Annotated in this window: 15 protein-coding genes and 1 pseudogene; 9 read left to right on the top strand and 7 right to left on the bottom strand. The window is 44.7% G+C overall.

Going from position 1 to position 16,239, the window contains the following annotated elements; genetic code table 11:
* Nucleotides 1-100 precede the first annotated feature (100 nt).
* From MADE_RS18630 to MADE_RS18620, 3 genes are all read left to right on the top strand, one after another.
* Nucleotides 101-1,123, top strand: a complete 1,023-nt coding sequence (locus MADE_RS18630) for an ABC transporter substrate-binding protein (protein ID WP_023559972.1) — start codon at nt 101-103, stop codon at nt 1,121-1,123.
* Nucleotides 1,124-1,142: 19 nt separating this feature from the next.
* Nucleotides 1,143-3,068, top strand: coding sequence for an ATP-binding protein (locus MADE_RS18625; protein WP_012520008.1), 1,926 nt, complete (start codon nt 1,143-1,145; stop codon nt 3,066-3,068).
* A gap of 72 nt (nt 3,069-3,140) precedes the next feature.
* A complete protein-coding gene (locus tag MADE_RS18620) occupies nt 3,141-4,205 on the top strand; it encodes a GGDEF domain-containing protein (protein WP_012520007.1) in 1,065 nt (354 codons plus the stop codon).
* Between the two features lie 78 nt (nt 4,206-4,283).
* Here the strand turns inward: MADE_RS18620 and MADE_RS18615 are convergent, their stop codons facing one another.
* A complete protein-coding gene (locus MADE_RS18615) occupies nt 4,284-5,282 on the bottom strand; it encodes an NADP-dependent oxidoreductase (RefSeq protein ID WP_012520006.1) in 999 nt (332 codons plus the stop codon).
* 391 nt (nt 5,283-5,673) lie between these two features.
* Here MADE_RS18615 and MADE_RS18610 point away from each other — a divergent pair, with 391 nt between their 5' ends.
* Entirely contained in the window at nt 5,674-7,029 is a 1,356-nt protein-coding gene (locus tag MADE_RS18610; protein ID WP_012520005.1) for an OmpP1/FadL family transporter, read from the top strand.
* A 126-nt stretch (nt 7,030-7,155) separates the two neighbouring features.
* Here MADE_RS18610 and MADE_RS18605 read toward each other — a convergent pair whose 3' ends face one another.
* The 3 genes from MADE_RS18605 to MADE_RS18600 form a co-directional block, all read right to left on the bottom strand.
* On the bottom strand, nt 7,156-7,773 hold the full coding sequence (locus MADE_RS18605) for a LysR substrate-binding domain-containing protein (protein WP_232363077.1): 618 nt from the start codon (nt 7,771-7,773) through the stop codon (nt 7,156-7,158).
* A complete protein-coding gene (locus tag MADE_RS21025) occupies nt 7,757-8,041 on the bottom strand; it encodes a LysR family transcriptional regulator (RefSeq protein WP_232363076.1) in 285 nt (94 codons plus the stop codon). Before MADE_RS21025 ends, MADE_RS18605 begins: the two co-directional genes overlap by 17 nt.
* A gap of 208 nt (nt 8,042-8,249) precedes the next feature.
* Nucleotides 8,250-8,693, bottom strand: coding sequence for a DUF2721 domain-containing protein (locus tag MADE_RS18600; protein ID WP_012520003.1), 444 nt, complete (start codon nt 8,691-8,693; stop codon nt 8,250-8,252).
* A 279-nt stretch (nt 8,694-8,972) separates the two neighbouring features.
* Here MADE_RS18600 and MADE_RS18595 point away from each other — a divergent pair, with 279 nt between their 5' ends.
* Both MADE_RS18595 and MADE_RS18590 read left to right on the top strand, forming a co-directional pair.
* Nucleotides 8,973-11,042, top strand: a complete 2,070-nt coding sequence (locus MADE_RS18595) for a TonB-dependent receptor (RefSeq protein WP_023559970.1) — start codon at nt 8,973-8,975, stop codon at nt 11,040-11,042.
* Between the two features lie 180 nt (nt 11,043-11,222).
* Nucleotides 11,223-12,516 (top strand): annotated as a pseudogene (locus MADE_RS18590) (NAD(P)/FAD-dependent oxidoreductase).
* Nucleotides 12,517-12,582: 66 nt separating this feature from the next.
* Here MADE_RS18590 and MADE_RS18585 read toward each other — a convergent pair.
* Together MADE_RS18585 and MADE_RS18580 are read right to left on the bottom strand one after the other, a co-directional pair.
* Complete coding sequence (locus MADE_RS18585; protein ID WP_012519999.1) at nt 12,583-13,149, bottom strand: YceI family protein; 567 nt, start codon at nt 13,147-13,149, stop codon at nt 12,583-12,585.
* A 23-nt stretch (nt 13,150-13,172) separates the two neighbouring features.
* Nucleotides 13,173-13,700, bottom strand: a complete 528-nt coding sequence (locus tag MADE_RS18580) for a cytochrome b (RefSeq protein ID WP_080663276.1) — start codon at nt 13,698-13,700, stop codon at nt 13,173-13,175.
* 273 nt (nt 13,701-13,973) lie between these two features.
* Between MADE_RS18580 and MADE_RS18575 the strand changes: the two genes are divergently transcribed.
* The 3 genes from MADE_RS18575 to MADE_RS18565 all read left to right on the top strand — a co-directional run bounded on the left by MADE_RS18575 (nt 13,974) and on the right by MADE_RS18565 (nt 15,581).
* Nucleotides 13,974-14,297: a hypothetical protein gene (locus MADE_RS18575; protein ID WP_012519997.1), complete on the top strand. Its 324-nt coding sequence runs from the start codon at nt 13,974-13,976 to the stop codon at nt 14,295-14,297.
* A 44-nt stretch (nt 14,298-14,341) separates the two neighbouring features.
* The gene (locus MADE_RS18570) at nt 14,342-14,905 is read left to right on the top strand and encodes a CBS domain-containing protein (RefSeq protein WP_012519996.1); all 564 of its coding nucleotides are present in this window, start codon (nt 14,342-14,344) and stop codon (nt 14,903-14,905) included.
* A gap of 241 nt (nt 14,906-15,146) precedes the next feature.
* Nucleotides 15,147-15,581: a hypothetical protein gene (locus MADE_RS18565; RefSeq protein ID WP_041912983.1), complete on the top strand. Its 435-nt coding sequence runs from the start codon at nt 15,147-15,149 to the stop codon at nt 15,579-15,581.
* 17 nt (nt 15,582-15,598) lie between these two features.
* Here the strand turns inward: MADE_RS18565 and MADE_RS18560 are convergent, their stop codons facing one another.
* Nucleotides 15,599-16,210, bottom strand: a complete 612-nt coding sequence (locus MADE_RS18560) for an alpha/beta fold hydrolase (RefSeq protein WP_250635970.1) — start codon at nt 16,208-16,210, stop codon at nt 15,599-15,601.
* Nucleotides 16,211-16,239 lie beyond the last annotated feature (29 nt).

Raw genomic sequence — 16,239 nt, 5'->3', positions numbered from 1 at the left:
CTCGCTCGTTGGTTATAACTTCTCCTATGCATAACCGTCGAATAACTTTATGATACGACTTTAGTCGCGTTTTTCAGTTGTTTGTTTAAGGTTCACAATCATGACAAAGGTCAGCGTTTCCTTGTTGTTTACGTTCTTTTCTCTCGTGTTAAGTGCAAGGGCTGCATGGGCGAGCGAGACGATTGACCTTGTTATAATAGAAACCCTACCTGTCCCCATTGTTACCGAATCGCGTGTGGAATTCGAAAAAGAATTAGCGCGTATCATGCCAGACCATGAACTCAATATAACGATATACAACGCCGAAGGTTCAGAAATTCGAGCAAAAGCTATCCTAAAAGAACTGGCGGATAAGCCGGCACCTGATCTTATTGTTTCGGCAGCTACACTTGCTACTCGTGCGTTAAATGCGTCAGATGACTTTCTTGATGTGCCAAAACTATTCATGGTTGTTTCGGCGCCGGTGGAAGAGGGCATAGTGCCGGCGATTGGCGCAATCAGTAAGCGCAATATGACGGGTGAGTCCCACGTGCTAGATGCAAAAGTAAAGCTTGATATGTTGGAAGGTGTGCTAAAAGCATCTAAACCGGATACACCGCTGACTATCGGGTTAGTACATTCTACCTACCCATCTTCAAGTAATTTGGTTAATCAACTGCTTACGATAGACGGTCAATATAAAAACATTAACTTGGTGCCCATCAGTACCCCATATTTAGAGGGTGATGCAGGGCTTCTAGAAATGACGGATAGAATTACTGATATTTTACAGGAAAAAGCGATTGAGCTGGATGGTTACTGGCTTTCTTCAGGTCCACTGGCCGTAGCCTCCAATTTGGTGAAAAAAGTAAAAAAAGAAACCGGGTTACTCCCTTTGTTCGCAGAAAGTATTGCAGCGGTTAAAGAGGGTGCGCTAATTGGCGTGGTTTCAGAGCCAAGCAGCATAGGAAAGTCAGCGGCAAGAAAAGCGAAACTGATATTAGAAAAAAAATCGGCGATGGAGATTCCGGTGGTGAAAATGGACACCTACTCAGTAGCCGTAAATGTCTCTACGGCAATTCAGCTGCAATTGCCCATCCCCTCAAGCTATTTAAAGCTTTCCAAAGAACATGTGTATCAATAAGGCCTAGTTAGAAGTAAGTATGCGTATTAAATCGAAACTATTGATTATTTACATTCCAATTTTGTTAATTGGAATGGCACTTACAGGGTATTGGGCCTACTTAACGGCGTACGACTCGGTAAGAGAAAGAGAGTATCAGCTGCTTACTCAAACGCTCTCGTTAAACGTACTTGAAATCATTGATGAGCGGCGTGATTTGCTTATTGAATCTGGCTTAGAGAACGTGCCGGTATTTAGGGATGCCTATCAAAAAGAGGTATTTGAAGAATTAAAGTCACTTCATCAAACCACTGATAGACACTTCGCAATAACCGATAAAAGCACTGAAACGGTAATTTTTAGCACCATGACGCGCCCGTTGGTGCTTGATGTTGAAAACGCCAATAAGGCTACCATTGCAAATCGCAGCGTGGCGTTCGGAGAGTCTAACGTCAACGATGCTGACGTGCTGTTTGCCTGCGCTGAATTCGCGCCCTGGAATTGGAAAGTTACGATTTTACAGCCGGCCGATTCGCTTCAATCTTCTTTGTCTACCATCGCGTCGCTCACCTCTTTAGTTACGTTGTTTGCGGTGGTTATTGTCAGCCTTTTAATGGGCAAAGTGACGCAAGTCTTTGTGGTATCTCCCATCGAGAAAATTAAATCTGCTGCAAGTCGAATTGCTTTAGATCATAAGAAGGTCAATATTGACCTACAGCAAAATGACGAGTTAGGTCGCCTTGCTAGAGACGTAGAAGCGATGTCTGGTGAGATTGAGCAGTATGTTGCACAAGCGCAGCAAGCTAACCGCGCGAAGACCGATTTTCTTGCGGTAATGAGTCATGAAATACGTACGCCACTTAATGGAATACAAGGGCTTGCAACACTGCTTCTTGATACCCCTTTAACAGAAAAGCAGCATCAATATGCAAGTGACCTCAAGTCATCAGCCTCAATACTTGCTACGGTAATTAACGATGTGCTGGACTTGTCTAAAATTGAATCGGGTATGTCAGAGATAGATGTTACTGAGTTTGCTCTTGATAATATGCTCCGCGATTTGATTACACTATTAGGTACCAATGCAAGCGCTAATAATACAAGGCTTGTTTATACCAGCAAAAATATGGACTCGGTGGCGGTAACCAGTGACATCACGAAGCTTCGCCAAATCATTATTAACTTAGTGAGTAACGCGATTAAGTTTACTCACAAAGGTACGGTAAGTATCTCTGCCAAACTAAAAAAACCGTCCACAGAAGAGGTGTGCGAAAACCGTTTGGTGGTTGCCGTCAAAGACACGGGTATTGGTATTGAACCAGACCGCTTAGAGCATATTTTCGATAAATTTACGCAATCAGACTCTTCAATAACCCGCGAATATGGCGGGACCGGGCTTGGGCTTGCCATTGCAAGACAGCTAGCACAGCTGTTAGGTGGTGATATTAAGGTCGTTAGTAAAGTTGGCGAAGGGTCGTGCTTTACGGTTACCGCAAATGTACAGTCTCGATTGAAGGTTGAATCTTCTACGCATTTAGATGAAGGGCGTGATGTACAAGGTGCTAGCGTACCAGCGGGGCTAAAAGTTTTGTTAGCAGAAGACAACGCAATTAACGCTGTTGTAGCTCAAGCCCTTTTAGAGCAGCTTCAGTGTGACGTTGAGCATGTTGATAATGGGTTGAAAGCCACCGCGCGCGTTGAAGAGGGCGGCATAGATGTGGTCTTTATGGATGTGCATATGCCGGTTATGGACGGTATAGAGGCCACTAAGCGCATTCGAAAGCTTGACGGTACACTTGGCCAGATCCCGGTGATTGGGCTTACCGCAGAAGCCTTCAAAGAGCGTCATATCGCATTTAAAGAAGCGGGTATGGACGATATTGTAACGAAACCTGTGACTATTGAAGCGTTACAAGAAAGTCTATTGAAACTGGCGATTGGGCAAGAAGTTACTGATAATAGTTAAGGTTATGCAAGCGTAAACCAAATAAGCCAATGGGCTTACGTTCAATTTTAACTTTGTTGCTTAGGGTGGCATGTGCAGATAAATAGACCAAGTGAGTTAAAGCGCCTGCGTATCGCGCTAATTATTGGTGCTGTGCTTATCGTTGTTTTCATGACAGCCGATCTCATGCTGCTGCCTAGTACTATGTACGAGCTGTACATATTCGACCGCTTATTACTTCAACTCCCTATTGTATTTGCGGTGGTGGTGGCCTCTTATTGGCGTAAGTTTATTCAGCACAGAGCATACGTATTTGCGGGCTTACTCGCGGCCCTCACCTATAGCAACTATTGGCTTATCTTTGTGTGCTGGCAAGAGCACAGCTTCATTTTCCCTTACGAGGGTACAATTTTATATGCCTTCTTCTGTGTTTTTGCCCTTGGCATTCCTTTCAAACTAGCAGTCTCGGTAAACGTAATTAACATTTTAGGTTTTTTGGGGTTAATGTGGATTACGCCTGTTTATGGTGATCGAGTGCCCATCTCTGCAGCCTTTGTTGCGGGCTCTTTGTTTATCTGCGTGTATGCCAGATATCGGTTAGACCGCAGTGTACACCTGCTTAAAGAGACGAACGAGAGACTGCTTAAACTGAGTAAGTTTGACCCACTTTCTGATTTATTGAGCCGCCGAGCGCTGCGCGAGCAAAGCGAAAAGCTTGTGGCACTCAGTCAACGTCACAAGGTGTCGATGGCGGTAATGATGCTCGATCTAGATGACTTTAAAAAGTACAACGACAGTTTTGGTCACCAGCAAGGTGATGAAGCCATAAAAATACAAGCGCGCATCATGAAACAGGTTTTCAAGCGCGAAACCGATATTTTAGGGCGCTACGGCGGTGAAGAGTTTATTGTGGTACTAAGCGATATAGAAAAATCACAAGCAACAATGCAAGCGAAAGCACTGTTAGATAAGTGGAAAGAAACGGCAATAGAACATGCGCAAGGCGCTAAGCACCCGCTAATGAGTTGCTCCATTGGGGTTGTATTCGCCGAATCGGTCACTGATGTTTCAATTGACTGGTTAATTGATGAGGCCGACAAAGCACTGTACGAGGCCAAAGCAAACGGCAAGGCCCAGTTCGTAATCACTCAAGTTTGAAGTGTAGTGATGAAACGTTAAACAATGGCATGTAGCGCGCATCGCGATGCAATGCGCGCTATATCTTATGCTTAGCCTTTATAGCTTAACAATCATTTTTCCGGTGTTCTTACCTTCGAAAAGCATATTTAACCCTTTCTCTGCATTATCGAGGCCTTCGATAGTATGTGCACGGTATTTAATTTTGCCTTGCTGCACATAAGGCGTCAGTTTTTCTAGGATCTTTGGAATTTCACCCCAGTGATCAGGCATAGCGAAGCCGCGAATATTAATACGTTTTTTAATTAATGGTATCCAGTTCGGGCCTGGTGACGGGTTGTCCGCCTGGTAGTCGGCAATCATTCCGCACACTACAATCCGTCCATGCGTATTCATTCTATTGACGATGTGATGTTGAATGGGGCCGCCGGTATTTTCGAAAAACACATCAATTTTGTCTGGCGTAAGCTCAGTGAGCTTTTCTTCTAAATCATCGGTCTTGTAATTGACTGCACCGTCAAATCCAAGCTCGTTGACAATCCAGTCTGCTTTTTCCTCGCTACCTACAACGCCAATAACACGTAACCCGTCAGCCTTCGCAAGCTGGCCTACCATTGAACCTACAGAGCCCGCAGCGCCGGTTACGATGAGTGTTTCGCCTTCCTTTGGTTCACCAAAGTTATAAAGTCCAGTGGTGGCGGTTAAACCCGGCAGAGCGAAGACACAGAGCGCCATTTCCTCTGTTACCCCGTCCTGAAGCTTATTAAATCCAGAGCCGTCACTAAGCACATATTCGCTCCAGCCGGTCATGCCCATTACTTTATCGCCAACCGAGAAGTCAGGGTTCTTAGATTCAACGACTTCACCAACCCCACTTGAGCGCATTACATCGCCAAGTTCTACCGGAGGAATATAGCTTTCTCTGTCTTCACTCATCCAGCCAAGCATTGCTGGGTCTAACGACATATGGGTCTGCTTAATAAGGATCTGGCCGTCTTTTGGTGTAGGGACTTCTAACTCTTTGGTTTCAAAGAGGTGAGGGCCAATTTTCCTATCGTGGGGGCGTTGAACCAGCGTAATCGCTTTGTAAGTTGACATTGTATCCTCCAGTAACACGTTAAACATTGTTTGCCTTCTTGGCACTTTAGATAGCGAGGCCACCTGTTATGGCACAGCTATCTGCTTATAAAAGTGTGGGGCTGATGGTTATAAACTCAACCGTATATAGACCTACTTTATAAATTTGAGTGAAACAACATAATAGTAGTACCAATAGATACTAGTTATAGATTATTAAAATGAAATTAACATTTTTGTTATCTCAAGTTAACCTAAGGTTATCAATTGTGCTTATAAAATCGTCGAAGTTGTAGCTAAAATTGTAAAAAATGCGATAAAAGTGCGTAAATAGCGTTTACTTGCATTGAACAAAAGTACTCATATCCGTAAAATGCCCGCTGCAATTTTCCCCTATTACAATGAGTATCTTATGAAGCAACAGTTTTCTTTACGTTCCTCAGTTTGCTTAACGCTTGCTACTTTAGCCTCTTCTTCTGCGCTGGCAGCTGGTTTCCAAGTTAATGAACACAGTGCAAATGGCCTTGGCCGCGCAATGGCGGGTCAAGCAGCTAAACCAGAGAACGCCTCTATCTTAGCAACTAACCCAGCAGCAATTGGTGTATTTAAAGAAGCTGAGTTCAGTGCATCAGTAAGCTTTATCGACCCTAATGTAGACATCAATGGTGCGGTTACTTACAACCTTGGCGACACTCCAGTTGGTGGCGCCGCCGCGCAAGAAGACGATATTGCCGATACAGCCTTTGTACCTGGTTTCTTCTATGTGTCACCTATTAACGATGAAGTTTCTGCTGGTGTTGGTGTATTCACTACATACGGCCTTCGTTCAGACTATTCAGACGACTTTGGTGCACTTCACTTTGCGGATACTGCTGAGGTTAAAACCGTTACGTTAAACCCGGCTGTTTCTTACAAAGTAAACAAACAGCTCATGATTGGTTTTGGCTTGAACATCACTTATGCAGAAGCTGAGATTGGCTCTGGTGTATCAAACACGCTAGCAGGTACTGTGGCAGGCCTTGCGCCAACGGCTGAAGCTCTAGGTATCACCTTACCTACCCTTACTACTGGAAACTCGTTGTTTAGCATGGAAGGCGACGACTGGGGTTATGGTTGGAACGCGGGTATTTTCTGGCAGCCAACTGAAATGACAAATATCGCGCTTTCACACCGTGCAGAAACCAAACTGGAACTAGACGGTGCGGTTTCATCTGAAACGCCGGTATTCCCAATAAATCTAAATCAGCCTGGTAGCCTTGATTTAAATCTTGCTGCTATTACAGAACTTGCTGTTGATCAAAAGATTGATGACCAGTGGTCTGTTCAAGCAAGTGTTACTTTCACCGACTGGAGCACTTTCGAAAAGCTAGAAGCTAACCTTGAAGATGGTGTAGACTTCCTTATTAAAGAGGAAAACTTCGATGATTCTTGGCGCGCGTCTATTGGTGTAACTTACATCTTAAATGATGAAATTACCTTGCGTGCGGGCTATGCTTATGACGACGGTGTGGTATCGGTTGAGAACCGCTCACTTAGTATCCCTGATACTGACCGTCACTGGGTTTCTGGCGGTATGACTTATACCGTAAGCGAAGATACGTCAGTTGACCTTGCGTATGTATTTATTGATGGCCGCGAAGCAGATATTAATAAAGACAGAACCATCATTCGCGATGTACTGCCTGAAACTGACTTTACTACCAACTTTACCGGTACTCAGTCAGCTACAGCGCACATTCTAAGTGTTCAGCTTAATACGCGCTTCTAATTAGCCGTTAGGGTAGAGCACCTGAAGTACAATAGAAAAATGGCAGCGTTTAACGCTGCCATTTTTGTTTCCGTGTTGTGTTGTCCACCGCAAGCAATGAGAACTCGTTGACCCTTTTTAGCAGGTCTATATTTGGGCGAATAAATCTTGCAAGCAAGTGATTGCTGCGCTGATTTTGGCGGGTACCAACTCTCGCTTAGGGGTAACCGCATAAACGGTATAGCCAGGCAATTCCCATTCTGTGAAAAGCTGCTTCATCTCACCTGATTTGAGTAAGTGTCTTACTTCCGGTTCTGGTAATACCGCGTAACCTACCCCGTCTTGCGTTAGCTTAATCAGCGTCTGCATCGAGTTTACGTCTATACGCTGGGTATCCAATTCATATTCACCTTCGCTATCATGTTGCATAACATAATCTTCAATATGGCGATGTGTGATATAGGCATGACTATTTAACTGTGCCGGGGAACTCAGGGCTTCATTCGCTAGAGGGTGTCGTGCTGATACGCATAAAATGCGCTTCCAGGTAGCAAGTTCTAAACTGCTGAAGTTAGTATCTGAAACAGGCGCAAAGCAGAGAACTAAGTCTGCACTCGAAGCAATAATATCTTTCGGTTCGTCCGTTATCGTAAGTGAGATAGTAATTTTGGGAAACTCTTCACATAGCTTTTTAAGCGGCTCACTGAGTAAACCGCCGCCAAACCCTTCAGGGGCAATGATATTTATCTTANCCGGTAGGGTCATCTTGCAAACTTTCTATTTTTTGCTGTGCTAGCTCTGCGGTTTCCAGCATTTGTTTACTGGTTTGGTAATAGATGCGTCCTGCTTCTGTTAAGCTCAAGCTTCGCGTATTTCGATTGAAAAGGCTAAGACCGATGTCGTGCTCTAGCTTTCTCAGCTGTTGGCTAATCGCAGACACTGTCATGTGAAGTTCTCGGGCTGCGACACTCATGCTTCCACTGTCTGTAACCGAAATAAAAACCTGTAGGGAGCGAAGTAATTTAGTATTCATGGCGCTAGTTTAATCCTTTCTATTGGCCGCAGTATCGTTCCCTTCTATTAGTAACAAATTAGCAGCCTAAATAGATGAATTCTACCGTATTTTCACGTTGACCGGCGTTTTTAAGCAGGCGTTTACACAATGCTTACCGTTACTTTTTGTGCGCCCTCAGTACAAATTGCCCGCCTATTAAATTATTAACCCAGTAGGCCAACACCTGCTATCTAATGGTGCGCACCATATTGATGGTGTTAGTCGCAAGCTTCACCTCTACAAGAAAAACAACAAGCGCACTAATTAGAAACATCATTGCCAGTATAAACAAAACAATAATTGGGGTTTTTAAGTCAACAACCCAAAGTGACCCTGAAAAAAGCGCCATGATAACGGTGCACACCATAAGCCCTGATGCCACGCATAGCCCAATCGCCCAATTGATCACCTTTACCCTGCGCCACAGCACTTTTATCTCTTTTTTGGAGCGATCTACAATGTGTGGGTCTGACAGCGTATGAATTTGTCGCTCCGCTACTCTGACTCGGTCAGATATACGCCCAAGACGAGATGACATCACATTAAGAAAGCCTGCTATACCCGTAAGTAAAAATACAGGCGCTACGGCAAATTCAATAAGTTGTGAAAGGCTAGGTATAAGTGTGTCCAACGGGTCCTCCAGCGAACAAGACTGATTCAAACTGACTTCAGGCTCAATGCATTCCTAGCTTTCCACCACAAGTAGCGGTGTGTAGCGGTTTTTGCATAGGTCATGTCGGTATATTAATGCCAATACAAAGCAAAGTGTAAGCCAATGCTTATAGCAGGTAAACGAAATGATATGTAGCAACTTACATGAGTTTAGCGGTTTTTAACCCATCTAAGTCTCAATTAGCGGTACACTAGTACTTTGAGTTACGACACTTTTTCTTCTGCATAAGGATAGATAATGCGCTTACCCTCTTTGTTTCCTATGTCTTTGTTTACCGCATCGCTTTTAACGACAATGGCAGCTGCACAGGAAGCCAATGAAATAGAAAGAATAGAGACCACATCTTCACGAATTCAAGGCCAGATAACAGCAACGGGCTATGCGGTATCATCTATTTCAGAAGAGACGCTCTCAATGCTTTCTTTTCAGCATATTCAAGAGTCGCTTAATTACATTGCGGGCGCCGGTGTTCAAAGAGGAAATGGACAGGAGTATTTGCCTGCGTTGCGCTCACCGGTTCTCACAGGTGCAGGGGCATGCGGTGGCATACTGGCCGCTGAAGACGGCATACCATTGCGCGCTGCCGGCTTTTGCAACATCAATGAGCTGTTTGAAGCGCATGGCGAGGTTGCAGAGCGTATTGATGTAGTTAAAGGCCCTGCGTCTGCATTGTATGGCTCTAATGCTATCCACGGGGTTATCAACGTAATTACACCAGACACTACGCAAGGCACTGGTCAGCTCGCTTTGGATTACGGCTCATATGGTTTTCACCGCGCTAAACTTCAACAAGGCAAAGACTTTGGCAGCAGTGGCGTGGGTATTGCTGCAAGCTTAACCCGTGACACTGGCTATCGAAATGACGAAGGTGTCGACCAAGAAAAAGTCTCGTTGCGCCACCGTATTGAGTGGGACAGCACGGTGATAACCAGCGGCCTAACCTATACACACTTAGACCAAGAAACGGCAGGTTATATAGAAGGTTTTGAAAGCTATAAAAGTACCGAGCTTGCCAGAAGTAACCCAAACCCCGAAGCGTTTCGCAATGCAAAAAGCTTAAGGATATGGAGTAAGTTCAATACGTCCTTTGATGGTGGACATGGATTATCAATTACCCCTTACCTACGCAATCAAGATATGCGTTTTCGCATGCACTTTCTACCTGGCAAACCCCTTGAAGAAAACGCACAGAAGGGCGTAGGGGTGCTGTCGCAGTTTAATTATATCGTTAACGATTACGTTTCCTTAGATTTAGGCATAGATGCCGAATACACCGAAGGCGAGTTAGTGCAGTCTCAACAAGGCGCTACCGAAGGTTCTGCTTTTTTAGTTGAAACCATACCGTCTGGTAAGCACTACGATTACGATGTAGATGCAGCGTTAATTGCGCCGTTTTTCGCTTTAAACTGGCAACACGAAAAATGGGATGTTTCTTTTGGCGGGCGCTTTGAATCGATGCAATACGACTACACCAACAATATGAACGTAGGGCGTGTGCGAGAAGATGGTACCCAATGTGGTTTTGGCGGTTGTCGTTATTCTCGCCCAGCCGATAGCAGTAACGACTTTGACAGTTTTAGCCCTAAGCTTTCTTTGCGCTATCAGCTGAGCGGGTCTACGCAATTATTTGGCGGCCTTGCGCGGGGTTACCGTGCGCCACAAGCCACTGAATTGTACCGTTTACAGCGGGCTCAAGAAGTAACAGATTTAGATTCAGTCACCGCAGATAATATCGAAGTTGGTATTACAGGTACCACTGACCGGGGCAGCTATACCCTTTCTTTCTATAGCCTTGAAAAAGATAACGTGATTTATAGAGACAGCAATTTTTTTAACGTGAGCAATGGAGAGACGTGGCATAGAGGCGTAGAGCTTTCGTTTAATCAAAAAATTAGCGATGTTTTACGCGTAGACTTCGCCGGTACTTACGCAAGGCATACCTATGAGCACAGCCAAATCACTGGTGAGCTAGATATTAAAGGCAACGATATGGATACCGCGCCCAAGGTGCAGTTAAACACCCGCTTAAACTATGACGTCACAAGGAATATTCAGGCGCAAATAGAATGGCAGCATGTGGCAAGCTACTATACTGACGCTGAAAATTTAAACGAATATGATGGCCATGACTTAGTGCATGCGCGAGTGCGTTTTAACGTTAATAATGACATTACGCTTCACGCGCGTATCAACAACGTATTCGATACCAAGTACGCTGAGCGTGCTGACTTTACTAGTTTTACAGGCCCTCGTTACTTCCCTGGTCGCCCTCGAAACTTCATGCTAAGCGCTACTTTCGCACTGTAATTTAAAATAAGCGCATGTCATGGGTAACTATTAATCTCGAAAATGCAGACTATCGCCGCGATTCGCTTGTAGGGCATTTGCTTCAGGCGTAGTCTGTAGAGGTCAGCGTGGGTGCAGTCATGCCACGTATAGCCCTTCTAGCAGGTGATATACGTGGAATGATTGTTAATAGGTATACCCATGCAAAAAATAGTAATAGTTGGTGGCGGTGCTGGTGGTCTTGAATTAGCCAGTCGCTTAAGCCGCACCCTCGGGAGAAAGAAACAAGCTGAAATTACCCTTGTCGACCGCAGTCGAACCCATATATGGAAGCCCCTACTTCATGAAGTGGCAGCGGGTGTCATAGATAAACATTCAGACGGTGTGGATTACGCTATTCACGCTGCGGCCCATCACTATCGCTTTCAGTTAGGTGAGATGTGTTCCTTAAACGCAGACGCACAAACCATTTCCTTAGCACCATTAGTTGATGAAGAGGGAACCCAGGTTTTGCCCGAGCGGGAAGTTCACTATGACCAGTTAGTATTGGCTATTGGTAGCGTAAGTAATGACTTTGGCACACCGGGGGTGGCAGAGCATTGTTATTTTCTCGACTCGTTGAAGCAGGCAGAACGTTTTCATCGTGCCTTGCTTAACCAGCTTATTCGTATTAACCAACAAGAAGATAAAGACGCAAGATTTGAGGTTGCTATTGTCGGCGCAGGGGCAACCGGCACTGAGCTGGCGGCTCAACTTCACCATGTGGCAAACTTATCTAAAGCTTACGGCATGCCAGAGATGTCGGCATCCCGTTTAAAAATTACAATTGTTGAAGCAGGTGAACGTATCTTGCCGGCTTTGCCCGAGCGAATAGCGAACTCGGCACGAAAAGCGCTGCACAAGCTCGGTGTAGACATAAAAGAGCAAACCATGGTTGCCGAGGCAGATGCAAAAGGGCTGATTACCAAAGATGGCGGCCGTATTGATGCTGATCTCATGGTGTGGGCCGCCGGGGTTAAAGCGCCAGACTTCATAACACAATTAGACCTTTTTGAAACGAATCGCGCCAATCAAATTCTGGTCGACAAGCAATTGCGAAGCTCAACCAATAAGAATATCTGGGTATTAGGCGACTGTTGTGGTTTCCAGCAAGAAAACGGTAAATGGGTTCCGCCACGCGCCCAGTCTGCGCACCAAATGGCAGATATTGTGGGGCATAATATAACTGCGTTATTTACCCAAAAAGAGACCAAGGCTTTCACCTATAAAGACTACGGCTCGCTAGNTTCATTTGAGCAAGTACAGTACGGTGGGTAGCTTAATGGGGTCGTTATCTAACAGCAGTATGTTTATTGAAGGGCGTCTTGCAAAACTGGTCTATGTTTCGTTATACAACATGCATCAATTTGCAGTACATGGAAAAGTTAAAGGTGCGCTTAAGCTTCTGGTGAAAAAGTTAAGCCAAGCGATTAGCCCAAAACTCAAACTCCACTAATTGCGCATGAGCAGAAAAGCCCCGAGGACGGGGCTTTATTTTAATGTGAGTTTGTAAAAAAAAACGCTATTGCTCAACGCCTTCAACATGAAGCTCTAACTCAACGGTTTGTGACGCTGGGCCTAGATCATAATCAATACCATAGTCTTTAAGTGCAATGGTCGTTGTGCCCATAAAGCCTGCGCGGTAACCGCCCCATGGATCTTTACCTTCACCAATTTTTTTCGCTTCAATAGTGATAGGTTTTGTGACGCCATGCAGTGTGAAATCACCCATTACATCCATCGTTCCATCGCCTTTATCGACCACTTTTGTACTAACAAACTTAGCTTCTGGGTAGTCATCAGTATTTAAAAAGTCATCGCTTTTTAGGTGTTTATCACGCTCTGCGTGGTTAGAATCGATACTGTCTGTATCAATGGTCACCATGATTTTTGCTGCAGTTGGGGCATTGTCGTCGTAACTAAAGGTGCCTTTAAAATCGTTAAAGCGCCCGGTCAGCCAAGAGTAGCCTAAATGCTGAATTTTGAAGTTGATAGATGCGTGAGCACCTTTGCTATCAATTACATAATCTGCGGCCTGAGCAGTGCCAAGTGACAAAGCTGCAGCCAAGGCAAGTGTTAACTTCTTCATAATTTCTCCTATTTCCTTAAGTATCAACGAAGCCGTAACATCTGCTTCAGTGTGTCGTCTTTGCTTAAAAAGTGATGCTTTAATGCTGCTATGACATGTATCGTTGATAGAACAATAAGCGACCATGCAATATAAAAGTGAGCATCCCCCGCTATCACTTCTTGGTTCTCAAATAATTCCCCGAATGCAGGCACAGAAAACCAATTGAATACATCAATAGCTCTGCCATCGGCAGTCGAAATCAAATACCCGCTAATAAACAGTGCAATCATCAGCGTGTATAAAAGTGCGTGTCCAACGTGACTCAGTGTTTTCTCAACAGTATTACCGAACGATGGTGGACGTGAAGTTGCTGCGCGCGCCATTAATCGAAGCGCGGTGATAGCAAATAACAGTAAGCCAACGCTCTTGTGCCAGTGTGGGGCGGTTTTATACCAATCGCTGTAATAGGTGAGGTCGACCATCCACAACCCTGAAGCAAACATACCGATAACAGTAAACGCACTTACCCAATGAAGAATGACGATACGTCGCGGCCACCTAAAATTCATGTTCGGTCCATTGGTAATAAGTTGCATTAAGTCTATTGCCATTCTTGCCAACTAAAAATCGCATAGAATGAAAGCATTTATTCTTTTTTTTAGAACGATGCATCGGCGAATAAACCTTTAACACTCATTAAGCATTGAAAGCGCTGTCGTTTAGTGGTCGATATGTTGCGCTAAACACCCCTGTTAAACGGGGCAAATGCGCTTATAGTTTAAAAAGGAAGTCACAAATGTGGCGTTTCATTATCAATTTTTTAGTACGCTGAGGTTTACGTATTGCACGCATCACGCGTTTTGTTGGCGTTAATTCTGCCAGCTTTATTTTCATCACTGGTTTCCATCTCCGCTCTAGGAGAAGGGCGGAGTGTACGAAATATAGCGGGGCAATCGCCCAGTGAAGCGGCGTTATCTGTGCTTGTTAGTGAATGGGAAAAGTCCGTTCATGAGAGCGCAGATGACGACATAGATGATGGGGTACCTGCTCTTAATACTATCAATGGTATTGAGAAATACCGCTTACTTGCACGGCGTATCGCTAGTTCAAAGCACCATATTAAACAGCGCGCGAATATCATAAGAGGCCCACCTTCTTACGCTTAATCAACAAGAAACCGTTTTATCACTTTTTGATTAGGAGAGAAGGTATGCACGCCTTAAATCTATATAAAACCGAAGCAATTGATACATTGGCATGGCCAGTTGTTGAAAACACCATTACCGTAAATTCATCAGCCATGGCGGTATTTACCGACTTCAAGCAATATTTACCCCACGTGATTGATGCGCGTACTCCGGCGACAAAAGTTGAGTCTATTATGCGGCAGTCTCACGTTCGCATGATGCTGGTGGTTAATAGCCACAACCGATTTATCGGTATAGTCACGAGCCATGATGTCAGTGAACAGCAGATCATAAAGCGTATTAGTGAGCTTAAAGCGACACGCGAAGAGTTAACGGTGCACGACTTTATGCGCCCTAAAACGTCGCTAATGTCTTTTGACTTTACTGAACTGACCCATTCATCGGTAGGCGATGTTATTGAAACATTGAAAGACTATGGACAGCACCATTGCTTGGTGATGGACAGAGACACTCATGAAGTGCGTGGTGTTATCAGTGTAAGCGACATTGCCAGAGAGTTGCGCTTACCCCTAGATATTCAAGGGCGACCAACATTTGCTGAACTTATCACTATCCTCGCCGCTTAATTTTCATTTTTTTAAATACTGAACCATACTTTTACTGCGCATGTTGGGCATGCGCAGTAAAAAGTTTATGCCCACCAGTAACACGGTTACGCCAATCTTTAGCAGAAGTTTACAAGCGCTTTTTAGGCAGCATGCTTATGGCGAATTCATTGTTACTGAATTTGATTGCTTCAAGTTGGTATGCATTTCGCTTTATCTCATATCAACTGTACAACCTTATGCGATGAAGCGAGGCAATACCATGAAGAGATCACTATTTCCTACCAGTGTTGTGACCAAAGCATTTACTTGGGCGTATCAAGAATTGGGCTTAAATATTAAGCAAGCATCTGAAATACTAGGGATTTCTCCATCATCTCTAGCTCAAACTACCCTGCTAGGTTTTGAAAGCGGAACCACTGAGTACCGAAAGCAGCTCGCGTTCATCCGTATGTATCATTTACTCATTTCATTGTCAGATGGGGACAGTGAGCAAATGAAAGTGTGGTTTAGAAGCTATAATGTCAGCTTTGAGATGTCACCGTGTGATATGTGTAAGCAGCACGACGGAATTGAATCTGTCGCCGATCAACTTCGCACGCTTAAACAATCTTCACAAGACCGAGAAAGCGCACTTACTGTTGTCGAATTTCCATATAAAGAGCGCGAAACCAGAGCAGGTTCTACCATTCACTAACCCCATAAGCAGGCAGTTTATCGGGCCTTAGCGTCGATAGCACAGATAAAGTCGGCACAAGCCTGTACTTGGGTTACGGGGATCATGTGCCCAGCATTAGGGAGTATCTGATACTCTGCTGCGTCGATAGCGTCCGTCACCGCATTAATGTGCTCATTGGGTTTTAAAATCGTATCTTTTTCGCCATATAAAACGCCTACGGGGCATTGAATTTCGCCATATCTTGTTTGTTGTTTATACAAGCTCCCCTGTGCTGACACCGTATCTCTACTTCCTTCGTAAAAGCTACGCGAATGAAGCGCTAGCAAACCGCCGCCTTCTACAGAGAATGAAGCGGGAACGGACTCGGGATGGAATATTTGCGCTACCTGTTTACGGCCTAATCTAGCCCTAAGTGGGCTGGCAATAGTTTTTGCTACGCTACTGCGTACAAATTCATTAGGAATGTAAAGCACTGACAAAGGGCCTGCGCCCCCTTTTAATGGTGTAGTAAGTGGGCAAAGTAGTGAAACCGAAGTAATCTTACTTGGCGCATCGATGGCCATTCGCAGGGCAACACCCCCTCCCATTGAATGCCCTGCTACGCTTACACATTCAATTCCTTCCTTGTCCATCCACTCTAAAATCATTTTACTTTGTTGAGCGAAGCTTGCCGACG

Source organism: Alteromonas mediterranea DE, assembly GCF_000020585.3.
Lineage (GTDB): Bacteria > Pseudomonadota > Gammaproteobacteria > Enterobacterales > Alteromonadaceae > Alteromonas > Alteromonas mediterranea.
This window is presented reverse-complemented; position numbering and strand designations above follow the sequence as displayed.